General features: G+C 63.6%; 14 protein-coding genes and 1 tRNA gene. 8 read left to right on the plus strand and 7 right to left on the minus strand.

The genetic code is table 11. The features are described 5' to 3' along the window. Positions 1 to 19: 19 nt before the first annotated feature. Positions 20 to 382 carry a hypothetical protein gene (locus IVB48_RS03330; protein ID WP_247397432.1) on the minus strand — a complete coding sequence of 121 codons (363 nt, stop codon included), beginning with the start codon at positions 380 to 382 and terminating at the stop codon, positions 20 to 22. A 121-nt stretch (positions 383 to 503) separates the two neighbouring features. Beyond that, positions 504 to 728: a hypothetical protein gene (locus tag IVB48_RS03335; RefSeq protein WP_027567210.1), complete on the minus strand. Its 225-nt coding sequence runs from the start codon at positions 726 to 728 to the stop codon at positions 504 to 506. 351 nt (positions 729 to 1,079) lie between these two features. Here IVB48_RS03335 and IVB48_RS03340 point away from each other — a divergent pair, with 351 nt between their 5' ends. Then, entirely contained in the window at positions 1,080 to 1,973 is an 894-nt protein-coding gene (locus IVB48_RS03340) for a hypothetical protein (protein WP_247397434.1), read from the plus strand. A 54-nt stretch (positions 1,974 to 2,027) separates the two neighbouring features. Here IVB48_RS03340 and pepT read toward each other — a convergent pair whose 3' ends face one another. Both pepT and IVB48_RS03350 read right to left on the minus strand, forming a co-directional pair. After that, a complete protein-coding gene (pepT, locus tag IVB48_RS03345) occupies positions 2,028 to 3,278 on the minus strand; it encodes a peptidase T (RefSeq protein WP_247397437.1) in 1,251 nt (416 codons plus the stop codon). 102 nt (positions 3,279 to 3,380) lie between these two features. After that, complete coding sequence (locus tag IVB48_RS03350; protein WP_256468853.1) at positions 3,381 to 3,734, minus strand: HU family DNA-binding protein; 354 nt, start codon at positions 3,732 to 3,734, stop codon at positions 3,381 to 3,383. A 178-nt stretch (positions 3,735 to 3,912) separates the two neighbouring features. Between IVB48_RS03350 and IVB48_RS03355 the strand changes: the two genes are divergently transcribed. Together IVB48_RS03355 and IVB48_RS03360 are read left to right on the plus strand one after the other, a co-directional pair. Continuing rightward, positions 3,913 to 3,989 (plus strand) — tRNA-Asp (locus tag IVB48_RS03355). Positions 3,990 to 4,195: 206 nt separating this feature from the next. Beyond that, the gene (locus IVB48_RS03360; protein ID WP_247397440.1) at positions 4,196 to 5,029 is read left to right on the plus strand and encodes an FkbM family methyltransferase; all 834 of its coding nucleotides are present in this window, start codon (positions 4,196 to 4,198) and stop codon (positions 5,027 to 5,029) included. Positions 5,030 to 5,120: 91 nt separating this feature from the next. On the opposite strand, the gene IVB48_RS03365 is transcribed toward IVB48_RS03360, so the two are convergent. From IVB48_RS03365 to IVB48_RS03375, 3 genes are all read right to left on the minus strand, one after another. Beyond that, the gene (locus IVB48_RS03365) at positions 5,121 to 5,324 is read right to left on the minus strand and encodes a hypothetical protein (protein ID WP_026232877.1); all 204 of its coding nucleotides are present in this window, start codon (positions 5,322 to 5,324) and stop codon (positions 5,121 to 5,123) included. A 140-nt stretch (positions 5,325 to 5,464) separates the two neighbouring features. Next, entirely contained in the window at positions 5,465 to 6,760 is a 1,296-nt protein-coding gene (locus IVB48_RS03370) for an MFS transporter (protein ID WP_346658963.1), read from the minus strand. A gap of 61 nt (positions 6,761 to 6,821) precedes the next feature. Next, positions 6,822 to 8,012: an aromatic ring-hydroxylating dioxygenase subunit alpha gene (locus IVB48_RS03375; protein WP_247397445.1), complete on the minus strand. Its 1,191-nt coding sequence runs from the start codon at positions 8,010 to 8,012 to the stop codon at positions 6,822 to 6,824. A 180-nt stretch (positions 8,013 to 8,192) separates the two neighbouring features. On the opposite strand from IVB48_RS03375, the gene IVB48_RS03380 reads away from it, so the two are divergent. The 5 genes from IVB48_RS03380 (at position 8,193) to IVB48_RS03400 (ending at position 13,305) form a co-directional block, all read left to right on the plus strand. Next, positions 8,193 to 8,708 (plus strand): MarR family transcriptional regulator, encoded by a 516-nt coding sequence (locus IVB48_RS03380; RefSeq protein WP_027567203.1) that lies wholly within the window; start codon positions 8,193 to 8,195, stop codon positions 8,706 to 8,708. Positions 8,709 to 8,909: 201 nt separating this feature from the next. Then, positions 8,910 to 11,162: a TonB-dependent siderophore receptor gene (locus tag IVB48_RS03385; protein ID WP_247397448.1), complete on the plus strand. Its 2,253-nt coding sequence runs from the start codon at positions 8,910 to 8,912 to the stop codon at positions 11,160 to 11,162. Between the two features lie 573 nt (positions 11,163 to 11,735). Continuing rightward, positions 11,736 to 12,101: an NADH-quinone oxidoreductase subunit A gene (locus tag IVB48_RS03390; RefSeq protein WP_007603535.1), complete on the plus strand. Its 366-nt coding sequence runs from the start codon at positions 11,736 to 11,738 to the stop codon at positions 12,099 to 12,101. After that, entirely contained in the window at positions 12,092 to 12,679 is a 588-nt protein-coding gene (locus tag IVB48_RS03395) for an NADH-quinone oxidoreductase subunit B (RefSeq protein WP_247397450.1), read from the plus strand. Before IVB48_RS03390 ends, IVB48_RS03395 begins: the two co-directional genes overlap by 10 nt. Positions 12,680 to 12,690: 11 nt before the next feature. Next, complete coding sequence (locus IVB48_RS03400) at positions 12,691 to 13,305, plus strand: NADH-quinone oxidoreductase subunit C (protein WP_247397453.1); 615 nt, start codon at positions 12,691 to 12,693, stop codon at positions 13,303 to 13,305.

Raw genomic sequence — 13,305 nt, forward strand, 5'->3', positions numbered from 1 at the left:
GAGCGCCCGACCAATCCGTTCAGGCCATCTGTTTGGGAGGCGGGGAGTCGGTATCGGGAATAATGCCGGCGAGCCGGGGTGCGCGTTGCGGGCGCGATGCGGACACGAGCCCGATCGATGCGGCCGGTGGCGCCGGCTGCGCCACCGTCACCGAGAAGCAGCCATGGCAATGATGACCGCCGATGGCCTTGTGGTCGTTGTGATCTCCCGGGCCGTCAAGGACGGCGCTGATCTCCGAGCCGCCACCGGGCGTGGTGACGTCGATGTCGTGCAGGCCATGCAGCGCTCCCGCGAGCAGGTAGACAACCGCGATCAGCACAGACAGCAGCCCGCGCCAGTGGCGCGGCGGGCATGATCCTGAGGGCTGGCGGTTTGCGAGCACGATTTCACTCTGGTTGCGGTCGGTGTCCGGCCTAGCATGGGGGCGGGAACAGTGTCGACCCGCAACATTGTTACGTCCCCTGGAACAATTGCCGCAGCGATTGCGAAGTCGACAGCGCTTCTTATTGGCGCGTGATCAAGCTCAACTGAGCATCGGCTGACGTTCCGCTTGCTGCGTTCGGCACATCGCCGGCTTCGACCGTCACGACGGCGCGACAGCCGGCTTCCATGGCCCGTTCCAGCCATTTGATGGCTTCATCAATCCACTGGTCGTGGTGCTCGGGATCGGCGATCGCCTTTTCCCGGAATGCATCTGCCTGATGAAGGCACGCGGTTCTGCGATCCACGCCGCTCTCCCGATCCGGAGGTTCCGCCCCGATCGCATCCTTGATGATCGGAGAGCCGACGTCGTTAACATAGGACAGGAACCGCCGCCCAAAAAGAAAGCCCCAGGCGGGACTGACCGGCTGGGGCTTTCGTGCTCACAAACTTCATCCTCGGGACTTGGACAGCTAATCCGCATCGCGCCGGTTCGTTCCCGCGGCTCGGTCCAGTTTGGAACGTTCTTTCTTCGTCGTGATTAGCGACGAGGAGAAATCGAGGAGGACGGACCATGGACGGATTGATTTATCTCATCGGCTTGATCGTCGTCGTCATGGCGATCTTGTCGTTCTTCGGCCTGCGCTGAGAGAGCGGCGATGACGATGGAAACTCTCATACGGGAAGACATCATGGAAGGCGGCGGCGTCGCTGCCGATGACCGGAGCACCATTCAGTGGAGCTCGGTGATCGCAGGCGCGTTGGCCGCTGGCGCAATGTCGTTCATCCTGGTCGGCTTTGGTGTCGCCGTCGGACTGGGCGTCAGTTCAGCCTCGCCGACATGGCGCGATGCATCGGCGGCGCTGGCTTTGCTGTCGGGGCTGTATCTGATCATCCAGGCGATTATCAGCTTCGGCTTCGGCGGCTATGTCGCCGGCCGGACAACGCGACCAGCCCCGACGATCACAACGATCGAAGACGACGGCGAACGGCGGGACGGGCTGCATGGCCTGATGTCCTGGGCGCTTGCCGTGCTGCTTGGTGCCGCTCTGCTCGCGATACTCGGCGCAGCTGCGATTGATCGTTCGCCGATGCGCAGTTCGGCGAGCAATACCTCCGCCGCCGAGCCTCTGTTGAGCTACGAGCTGGACAAGCTGTTTCGCGCGCCGCGGCGGCCCCCTAACACCGACCTCAGGGAAGCCCGCGCCGAAGCAGGACGCATCTTGATGACGTCATCGAGCCACAGCGGCATCAGCACCGATGATCGGACCTATCTGGTGCAGCAGGTGGCCGCGCTGACGGGACTCGCCGCTCCCGACTCGGAACGACGGGTCGACGCGCTGATCGCGGATTCAAGGACGGCGATCAATCGGGCGCGGCGTAATTCCATCATCGTCGCCTTCTCCGTTGCCGCAGCAACCCTGATCGGCGCTGCCGTGGCCTGGGCTGCGGCGGTGGCCGGCGGGCGGCACCGCGATGGAGAGCCGTTGCCGAACTGGATGGCAAGCTCGAACCGCCTCCATCGCTCTCCGCGCGCGATGCCGGTGCCCTGACGTGCAGGACGATGGCCGGGAGCGATCCCGGCCATCGTCTTTTGACGAGAGGCGCTAGGCCTTCTCCTCCCAGATCATGGCGAGGTGCACGATCGTCTGCACCGCCTTCTCCATGTCCTGCCGGCTGACCCATTCGAGCCGGGAGTGAAATGCGTGCTCGCCGGCGAAGATGTTGGGGCAGGGCAGGCCCATGAAGGAGAGGCGCGAGCCATCGGTGCCGCCGCGGATCGCGGTGCGCATCGGGCGCAGGCCGGCGCGGCGGATCGCTTCGATGGCGTATTCGAGAATGTGCGGGTGACGATCGATTACCTGCTTCATGTTGCGGTACTGCTCCCGCACCTCGAATGTGTAGGTCGAGCGCGGAAAATCCTTCATCACGTCCTTGACGATGTTCGCGAGCAGGATCTCCTTCTCCTTCAGCCCTTCCTCGGTGAAGTCGCGCACGATGAAGGAGAGCGTCGCCTGCTCCAGCGCGCCCTCGATGCCGATCGGATGCAGAAAGCCCTGCTTGCCTGATGTCGTCTCGGGCGAGCAGCCTTCGCGGGGCAGGCGCTCGACGATGGCGGCGGCGATCTTGATCGCATGCTCCATCTTGCCCTTGGCATAGCCGGGATGGGCGCTGACGCCGTTGATGGTGATGGTGGCGCCGTCCGCCGAGAAGGTCTCGTCCTCCACGCTGCCCGCGCTCTCGCCGTCCATGGTGTAGCCGAACTCGGCGCCGAGCTTCTTGATGTCGACATTGTCGACACCGCGGCCGATCTCCTCGTCGGGCGTGAACAGGATCTTGATGGTGCCGTGCTTCACGTCCGGGTTGTTGATGAAGAAATGCGCGGCATCCATGATCTCGGCCACGCCCGCCTTGTTGTCGGCGCCGAGCAGGGTGGTGCCGTCGGTGGTGATGATGTCGTTGCCGATCTGGTCCTTCAGCGCCGGATGCTCGGCGAAGCGGATCACCTGGCTGGTGTCGCCCGGCAGCGTGATGTCGCCGCCGCGATAGTTCTTCACGACCTGCGGCTTGACGTTCTTGCCGGTAACGTCGGGCGAAGTGTCCATGTGCGAGCAGAAGCAGATCACCGGCACCTTCTTCGTCGTGTTCACCGGGATCGTTCCATAGACGTAGCCGTAATCGTCGAGATGCGCGTCCTCGACGCCCATCTGCCTGAGCTCGGCGGCGAGCACACGGCCGAGATCTTTCTGCTTCTCGGTCGAGGGCGAGCTCGGGGATTCCGGATCGGACTGGGTGTCGATGGTGACGTAGCGCAGGAAGCGCTCGGTTACGGTATGCGAAAAGGTGAGGGAGGACATTTCTGGTCAAACCGCCGGGTCAGGGGAGAGGGGCGGTATACCAGAAAAGCAGGGCGCGGTGAGGCCGGAGGACGCTGATCAGGCTTAACGAAACGTGAGGGGTCAGATCGCCTCTTTCAGTTCCTTGACCGGGCGGAAGGCGACCTTCTTGCTGGCCTTGATGTGGATGGGCTCGCCGGTGGCGGGATTGCGGCCGGTGCGGGCGGCGCGCTTGCGAACCTGGAGGATTCCAAGCCCGACGATCCGGACACGGTCGCCCTTCTTCAGGTGCTTGGTGATCAGGTCGACCATGTCGGTCAGAACGGCCTCAGCGCGCTTCTTCGACAGGTCCTGGCTCTCCGCAATGTCGGCAGCGAGGTGCTTGAGCGTGATGGTGGCGGGAGCGGCAGCCTTCTTCGCCATATCTGGCCTCCTCGATGCTTGCCGGTGGTCGGGTGACGATCCCTGAACCGCCAAGTTCCGGAGGCGTAGACGATTCGGGACCGGACTGACTACGCCGCGGCATGAGCGCGGGTCACGTCCGTGCGCGCCCTCGACGGAAATCCGCCCCGTTCAGGCTGTGGACGCAACATCCTTGACTTCAACAGGTCCGGCCTTTAAGTCCCCCCTCGTTCCGCAGACATTTGCGTGTCACGCGGGAGTAGCTCAGTTGGTTAGAGCGCCGGCCTGTCACGCCGGAGGTCGCGGGTTCGAGCCCCGTCTCTCGCGCCATTTTTGGCAATCCTTTCATACCCTTACCTTCAAATCCTCATCCCGCTTCGATCCCGGGTCGTGCGCGCCCCCGACTTCCGCATGCTTTGTTGTCTTCGACCCGCGCAAAATTCCCTCGCCCGCGCGCGACGGTCGCCAGACGCTCGAGTTGATCGCGCCGTTGATCACATGGTACCGCTCAATCCGGGATTGTTCGGATCGAGTTGATGCAGGCAGCCGATTTCAGCGCGACGTTGCAAAATTTGTTCGCGAAGGGCGTGCGCTACGGGACCGTGATTGATCTGGGCTGCGCCGACGGGCACTTCGTGCTCAACCATCAGTCGTGCCTCAGCGGCGCGGTGCCACTGAACGTCGACGCTAACAGGATCTACGAGGACTCCCTCAAGGCGATCAAGGAGGTGCTTGGCGGGCACTATCGCATTTGCGCCATCACCGACCACGAGGGCGAGATCGAGATCACGGAATCCGTGCATCCTTACTGGTCATCGCTGCGTCCCGCGGGCGACGTCTACTGGTCGCGGGTCAACGACCTCACCACCAGCAAGGTGAAAGTACCGGCGACGACGCTTGATGCGCTGGTCGAAGAGCTGTCGCTCAAGCCGCCGTTCCTGCTCAAACTCGATGTGCAGGGCGCGGAACAGGCCGCGCTGAAGGGCGCGCGTGACGTGCTCGAGAATTGCAGCGTCGTCGTCTGCGAGACCGACGTTGACGACTTCCAGCACATCAACGCGATGCTGCTGGCCGCAGGTTTCTTCCTCTACGATTTGACGACGCTGCAGCGCCTGCGCGACGGAACGCTCGGCTGGTTCTACCCGGTCTTTGTCAGCGGCAAGCTCGCCCATCTGAAGCCGCAGGCGTTCTGGGACGCCGGCGACAATGCTGCCGTGATCGGCGTGCAGGAGACGCGTCGCAAGATGATCCTGGAGCAGAACAGGAAGGCCCTGAACCGGCTGCGTTATGGGCAGAGCGGTGTCGGCCGCAATGATCCTTGTCCCTGCGGTTCAGGCGAGAAATTCAAGCACTGCTGCGGCAGCTATTGACCCGCTTCATGTTGGCTCACTCGCTCGTCGCCTGAATCAGAAAGGCCGCCCGAAGGCGGCCATTTGGTATCAAACCGGACCTTTTTCGTCCTCAGCGGATCTCTGACGTCCCGGCGCTGGTCACGACGACCGGCTTGCCGGCCTTGATCACGTGGGCGGACTGGGCGGTCTGGCTGTAATCGGCATTGGTGCGAGCTGCGATCCCGAAGCCGGCCACCGTGATTCCGGCTACCAGCGCCACCACCACGATCTTGAGGTGGGTCGCACGATCAGCAGAGTGAATGGAGTGGTTCATCTGAGCCTCCCGACGGGCTTTGCCGCCGTCTATGGCTCTTCTTGTAAGGACCGTCTGTTTCCGGATGGTTTCGCGGGTTCCGCAAAATGGTTTCATCTCCCCGCGAGCGGGTTTCGCCCGGGAGGCGTCCGGGGCCGGCGTCAGGCTGCGGCCCGGCCGATATCGTTCCGGATCGTGCGGGCCGCCCAGACGAACAGGAGCGCCCCCAGCGTGGTCGTGACCGCCGCCGAGAGCAGGGAATAGCGCACGGCGTCGGCGCCGGAAGTGCCCTTCAGGGCGTCGTTGACCATGCCCACGGCGAGCGGGCCGACGCCCTGGCCGAAGCAGGTGGCGGTGAGCGCGATCAGGGCAGAGGCCAGCGCCCGCATGCTCGGCTTCGCCACCGTCTGCGCGATCGCGAAGATCGGCCCGAGATGGAAGCCGACCAGGAACGAGGTCAGCGCCAGCATGGCCACCATCATCGCAAAGTCCTGCGTCAGCATGCACAGCGCGAACACCGGGCCGGCAAGGCCCGAGGTGATGGCGGGCGCCCACAGCTTCCAACGGTCGTCGCGGCGGCTGATCTGCGCCACCACGAAGCCGCCGAGCAGGGTGCCGGCCATGCCGGCGAGCCCCTTGAAGGTGCCGGCGTAGGTGCCGATCTCGGCGCTCGACAGATGGTGCACGCGCGCCAGGAACGGCGGGATCCAGGCCGCGGTCGCGTAGTTCGTGTAAGTGGTGAGACAGAAGCCGATCAGCACGATGATGAAGCTCTGCTGCGAGGCCAGGAAGCGCAGCGTCGGCCCGAGCGGCTCGGGCACGAAATTCTCCTGCATGGCGCCGCGCTTCGGCTCGGAGATCGTCAGCCACAGGATAATAGCGAGCAGGATGCCGGGCAGGCCCGCGACGTAGAACGCCATCCGCCAGCCATAGTGCTGGTTGACGTAGCCGCCGACGAAATAACCAAGGAAGACGCCGAGATAGGTACCGACGGCGTAGATGCCGAGCGCGCGCGGACGCTCGTTCTTGGCGAAAAGATCGGCGACGATCGATTGCGAGGCGGGCGAGCCTGCGGATTCGCCGATGCCGACGCCGATCCTTGCCACCGCCAGCGACGTGACGCTCGAAGCAGCGCCGCACAACGCCGTCATCGCGCTCCAGAACGCAAAGGCGACGGCGACGATGTTGCGCCGGTTGAGCCGGTCGGCGACGCGCGCGATGGGAATGCCGAGCAGGGAATAGAACAGGGCGAAGCCGAAGCCCGCGAGCAGGCCCATCATGGTGTCGCTGAGCTGGAACTCCTTCTTGATCGGCTCGATCAGCACGTTGAAGATCGTGCGGTCGAGGAAGTTCAGCGCGTAGATGATCGTGAGCAGGCCCAGCACGTAATAGCGCCGCGCCGAGGGTTTTGCCGTGGCGGCCGTTTGCACCGACATTTGTGACGTCACATCGACCATCGCTTCCCCCAATTAGTCTTTGTTATCGTTGTCGGTCCAGCTTTGATTGGAGCTGGCTGCTTCACGCGTCGCGGATGTAATTCCCCGCTTCGAATTCGACCCGAGGCGCGCTCACATCGAACGAGATTCCGATCGGATCGCGGCCTGCTTCCATCGCCTCGAGCTGCTCGCTCAGCATGCGCCGGATCAAGAGGATGCCGCGGTCGCTCTGGCCGAAATGCTCCTCGGAATGGATGGTCTGCGGGCCCTGGCCGACCTGGGCTTCATAGTCGCCGGGAAATTGCTGGTGCTCTTCCTCGGTCATGTCCCACCAGAATTTGCCGTTGAATTTCGAGCGCATGCGCCCGATGTCGCCGGGGTTCTTGACGCGGCCGGCGACGTAGATGCGGAACGAGGTGTCGTCGATCGGCAGCGTCCAGCCGATCGACTCGACACGGGCGAACTGCGCCACGCGCGGGTTTGGCACGACGCGCAAGGTGGGGAGCGCCGCCTCGGTGACGCGGTAAAACACCTTGCCGTCATCCTGCTTGCGGATCGAGCGCACGGCGATCCCGCGCGGCGTCTTGTCGAACGTCACCTCCGGCATCGACGCCATCATGTTGGTGAATTGCGGACCCGAGAAGGAGCCGTGCAGCACCGGCACGTGGTAGGGATCGACCACGTTCTCGAAATGCTGGAGCCAGTTGCAGGGGATGATCGCCGGACCACCGCCGCCGATCGAGGAATCGTCCGCCTCCACGAACTCGCCGTCGTCCATGGTCTCCAGGCAATCATAGGCCGGCAGCACCGGGCGTTTCTCGGCCGGGCCCATATAGGCGAAGATCAGCCCGTAGCGCTCCTCGACCGGATACCAGGGCTGGCGCACCTTGTCCTTGAACTGGCCGCCGTCGGGCTCGCAGGGCTGCTCCAGACAGTGACCTTCGGCGTCGAACTTCCAGCCGTGATAGCAGCAGCGGATGCCGTCCTCCTCGACCTTGCCGTAATAGAGCGTGGTGCCGCGGTGGCAGCAGCGGGCGTGGAGCAGTCCGGCGCGGCCGTGCTTGTCGCGGAACAGCACCAGATCCTCGCCGAGCGCGCGAACCTTTTTCGGGGTGTCGGTGGCATCGCTGATGAGCCCGACCGGATGCCAGTAGCGTCGCAGCAGTTCGCCCATCGGCGTGCCGCGCACGACCGAGGTGAGCTCGGTGCGCGTGTGCGCCGGCTTCATCGCATAGGCCGTGCCGAGATCGCGATCTCGCTGGGTGATGGTCATGCTGATCCTCCCGCTGTCGGCCTTGCTGGCTCGGCTTGTGACGCCCTGAACACCAGTGAAGGGCTGATCGATGACAATGTCAACGATTTTCCAAATGCCTCTTAGTCGCATTCGGATCAGGCTGGGGAGGTTGCGCTACCAAGACTTGGCACGCCGCGGCTTTCTTGGCAGAGGTGGATCATGAGCCAGACATCAAGCAGGGCCGGGCGCGCATCGTCCGATGCGGACGAAAGTCAGTCGCCGGCGCCGATCACTGTGATGCTGTCGTCGCGGCTGATGGTGCTGGCCAATTTGCTCAAGCGCGGCGCCATCCTGCGCTACAAGCGTCTCGCCGGATTGTCCTCGGTCGAGTTTGGCCTGGTCGCCTCGCTCGGACGGCGGCCGCCGATGAGCGTGGCGCGGCTTGCGGAAGCTGTCGGCCAGGACAAGGGGCAGATCAGCCGCGCGCTTGCGGAACTCGTCTCGCGCAAGCTGATCGCGAAATCAGCGAACCCGAAAGACAGCCGCGAGGTTCTGGTCTCGCTGACCGCAACCGGCCTTGCGGCGCATGATGCGATCGTCGCCGGTGCGCAGGAGCGCAATCGGCGCTTGCGCAAACATCTGAGCGAAGCCGAGTTCGAGGCGCTGCTGCAGCAGGTCGATCAATTGACGACGATCGCTGCCGAGATGCTCGAGAGCGAGAAGACTTCGCGCTGACGTTTCGGCAATCCGGGACATGTTGGATCGCTTCCAAGAATCTTTCCAAGAACCCTTCCAAGACTCTTTCTAAGAGGCTTTCAATTAGGGAATTCGCGCGCGCTCCCCTAAGCGTCACCGCAAGCGCATGCCGTCATGGGACTGACGGCATGGGCAAATCAAAACATGCAGTTTTGGGGTTGCGCGTTGAACAGTCTTGGAATGCTGCGGTCGGCCGTATTGGCGACCGCATCCGCTTGGGTTTTGGTGCCGCAGGCATCGCTTGCACAATCTCCTGCGCAGAGTGGCGCGCAGAACATTCCGTCGGTCACCGTCACCGCGCCGGAAGCGCGCCGCCGGGCGGCGCCCTCCGTCCAGCGCCGCGCGCCGCGATCATCCCAGCAGACCGCCAACCGAAGCAAGCCGCAGCCGCAGGGCAATGTCGGTTCCGTGGAGACCCCGCTCGGCCCGGTGCACGGCTACGTCGCCGGCCGCAGCTCGTCCGGCACCAAGACCAACACGCCGATCATGGAGACGCCGCAGGCGGTGTCGGTGATTGGCGCGGAGCAGATCCGCGACCAGAAGGCAAACAAGCTCGACGAAGTCCTGCGCTATACCGCCGGCGTCCGCGCCGGGACGTTCGGCGCGGACACGCGCAACGACTGGTGGCTGATCCGCGGCTTCAAGTCCGACGACCTCGGACTGTTTCTCGACGGCATGCAGCTGTTCTACACGTCCTATGCGAGCTGGAAGCTAGAGACGCCCAACATGGAGCGCGTCGAGGTGCTGCGCGGTCCGTCGGCCGTGCTCTATGGCGGATCGAGCCCGAGCGGCATCGTCAACGTCATCAGCAAGATGCCGCCCGCGGACCCCGTCCGCTTCATCGAGACCGGCGTCAACAATTTCGGCAACGCTTATGTCGGCTTTGATGTCGGCGGTCCGGTCGCGACCCAGCCCGAAAACGGCAAGTTGTTCTACCGCGTCGTCGGCCAGGTCCAGAACGGCCCTACGCAGGTCAATTTCACCCCGGACAACAACTACTTTATCGCGCCGTCGGTGACCTGGAAGCCGGACGCCGACACGACGTTCACGGTGCTGGCTTCAGCTTCCCGGCAGGAAACCCGTGGCATCAACTTCCTGCCCTATGAGGGCACGGTGACCAACGCTCGGTTCGGCAAGATCCCGACCAGCTTTTTCGCCGGCGATCCCAGCGTCGACAAGTTCACGCGCGAGCAGGAGATGCTGGGCTATCAGTTCGAGCGCAATCTCACCGACGATTTGACGTTCCGGCAGAATGCGCGGTTTGCCCACGTCGATGTGACCTATCGCGGCTACGTCGGCAATAATTGGGCTGACATCAACACGGGCAGTCTCGGTCGCTATAATTGGTATGCAAAGAACACCGCCAACCAGGCCAATCTCGACAACCAGCTGGAGTACCGCTTCAACACCGGCGCGGTGCGGCATACGCTGCTGTTCGGGGTCGATTTGAAGGGCTACCAGATCGACGATTATCAGGCTTTCAACTTCGGTACCGTTCCTTCGATCAATGTCTTCAATCCCTCCTATGGATTTGACATTCCGTTGACGGGCGCACCGTTCCGCAACTTCCAGATCACGCAGAAGCAGGCCGGCACCTATCTTCAGGACCAGATGAAGCTCGGCAACTTCACGCTGGTGCTGAGCGGCCGCAACGATTGGGTCGAGACGACGCAGGCTGGCCGTGATACCGGCGCCACGCTCGCCAGCCGCGACGACAGCAAGTTCAGCGGGCGCGCCGGGCTGATCTATAATTTCGACAATGGCATCGCGCCCTATGTGTCTTACGCCACGAGCTACAATCCGATCATCGGCCTCAACGCGCAAAACCAGCTGTTCCTGCCGGAGACCGGCCAGCAGGCGGAAATCGGCGTGAAGGTCGCGCCGCGGGGATTTGACGGCTACTTCACCGCTTCGCTGTTCGACCTGAAGCGCCAGAACGTGGCAACAACTGATCCTGTCGTCACGACCTTGCAGAACCAGACCGGCGAGGTGACATCGCGCGGCATCGAGCTCGAAGCGGTGGCGAACGCCACGCGCGAGCTGAAGCTGATCGGCTCGTTCACGGCCTACCATTTGTTCAACAGCAGGGATCTGGACCCGGCGCTAGTCGGGAAGACCCCGACCAACACGCCTGAGCTCCTGGTGTCGGGCTGGGCGGACTACACCTTCAAGGACGGGCCGCTCGCGGGGTTCGGCTTCGGCGGCGGTGTCCGCTATGTCGGTTCGTCGTGGGCGGATACCGCCAATACCCTCGAGGTTCCCGCGGTCGTGCTCGGCGATCTCGCGCTCCACTACGAATGGCAGAACTGGCGCACCGCGCTGAACGTGGTCAATCTGACCGACAAGATCTACGTCGCGAGCTGCGCGGCGGCGTCCTCCTGCTTCTACGGCGACCGCCGGCGCGTCACCGCCAGCGTTTCCTACAAATGGTGAGGCAAATGACGAGAACAGGCGAGGGAAGTCCATCGTGAGAGCCTGACCGGCTCGTCAGCGGCTTCCGCAACGAGATCGATGAGCTCGCGGGCCATGCCCCCCGGCCCGAAGCTCATGCGAGCGCGGCGCGCGACGACCCAGCCACGTCGCCGCCGCGCTCGCCATTGATTTTCCGCGGCGGCGGAAGCGGGCGCCGCCCGCCCGACGCATTCGCCAGACGAGCCCGGGTCCGATCGTGATGCATGGCTCCCGGATCGCTCGCCCGATGGTGGGCGCGCCTGTCCTCGTTGTAATCTGGACATTGCTGCGTCGCGGCCTAGATAAAGTGAGCCTTCTCAACAACGGACGTCACGGCCCAGCGGGTGTGGACTGATCGGGGCGCTCTTGCTGGGGCTGTCGATCTGCTCCATACCAGCCGCGGGGTGATTCCGGGATTTCCACCGTTCTGAGGGCGACGAAGGGCCTAAAAAGAGCGTGTCTTGCGCCCATTGGTGCACTGCGCTAAGGCTCAGAACAATTCCAAACTGGACGAATCCGTGGCTGTCCCGAGGCTGCGGGAAAAAGGGCTCGTCAATGAGCGGCATTCTGCAGAACTATCTTCCACTCGTCGTCTTCATAGGGGTAGCGGGCCTCATTGGCCTGGTGTTGCTGATCGCGCCGTTCATCGTGGCGTTCCAGCAGCCGGACCCGGAAAAGCTGTCGGCGTATGAGTGCGGTTTCAACGCCTTCGACGATGCCCGCATGAAGTTCGACGTCCGCTTCTATCTCGTCGCCATCCTCTTCATCATCTTCGACCTCGAGGTGGCGTTCCTGTTTCCCTGGGCGGTGGCGTTCGGCAAGCTTGGCGCGACCGGCTTCTGGTCCATGGTGGTGTTCCTTGGCGTGCTGACGGTCGGGTTCGCCTATGAATGGAAGAAAGGCGCACTGGAATGGGATTGAACCCTGTGTCATCCGCCGGTCCGCTTCTCGCGCCGGCCCCCAAGGGCATCCTGGACCCGTCGACTGGCAAGCCGGTCGGGGCCAATGATCCGTTCTTCCTCGAGGTCAATTCGGAACTGTCCGACAAGGGCTTCTTCGTGGCCGCGACCGACGACCTCATCACCTGGGCGCGCACCGGCTCGCTGATGTGGATGACCTTCGGTCTCGCCTGCTGCGCGGTCGAGATGATGCAGGTGTCGATGCCGCGCTACGACGTCGAGCGCTTCGGCTTCGCGCCGCGCGCCTCGCCGCGTCAGTCGGACGTGATGATCGTCGCGGGGACCCTGACCAACAAGATGGCGCCCGCGCTGCGCAAGGTCTACGACCAGATGCCCGAGCCGCGTTACGTCATCTCGATGGGCTCCTGCGCCAACGGCGGCGGCTATTATCACTATTCCTACTCGGTCGTGCGCGGTTGCGACCGCATCGTGCCGATCGACATCTACGTGCCGGGCTGCCCGCCCACGGCGGAAGCGCTGCTCTACGGCGTGCTGCTGCTGCAGAAGAAGATCCGCCGCACCGGCACCATCGAACGCTAAGGTTTTACGTCATGGACGACGCCAAGCTCGACGCCCTGGGGCAGACGATCGTTAGCGCGCTTCCGGGCGCCGCCATCGGTCATTCGGTGGCCTTCAACCAGCTCACGGTGGATGTCGAGGTCAGCAAGATCGTCGAGGTGGTCAAGTACCTCCGCGACGACCCGAACTGCCGCTTCATCAACTTCACCGACATCACGGCCGCGGATTATCCGTCGCGCGAAAAACGCTTCGACGTGATCTATCATTTCCTGTCACCGACCTTGAACGCGCGGGTCCGGCTCAAGGCCCAGGCCGACGAGACCACGCAGGTGCCGTCGCTGATCGAGGTGTTTCCCGGCGCCGACTGGTTCGAGCGCGAAGCCTACGACCTCTATGGCGTGATCTTCGTCGGTCATCCCGACATGCGCCGCCTCCTGACCGATTACGGCTTCGAGGGTCATCCGCTGCGCAAGGATTTCCCGACCACCGGCTTCCTCGAGGTCCGCTATGACGACCAGGAGAAGCGGGTGGTGTACGAGCCGGTCAAGCTCAACCAGGAATTCCGCAAGTTCGACTTTTTGTCCCCGTGGGAGGGCGCCGACTATCCGGTCCTTCCGGGCGATGAAAAAGCGGGGCCGAAGGTCTGA

This window comes from Bradyrhizobium sp. 76 (genome assembly GCF_023073025.1).
Lineage (GTDB): Bacteria > Pseudomonadota > Alphaproteobacteria > Rhizobiales > Xanthobacteraceae > Bradyrhizobium.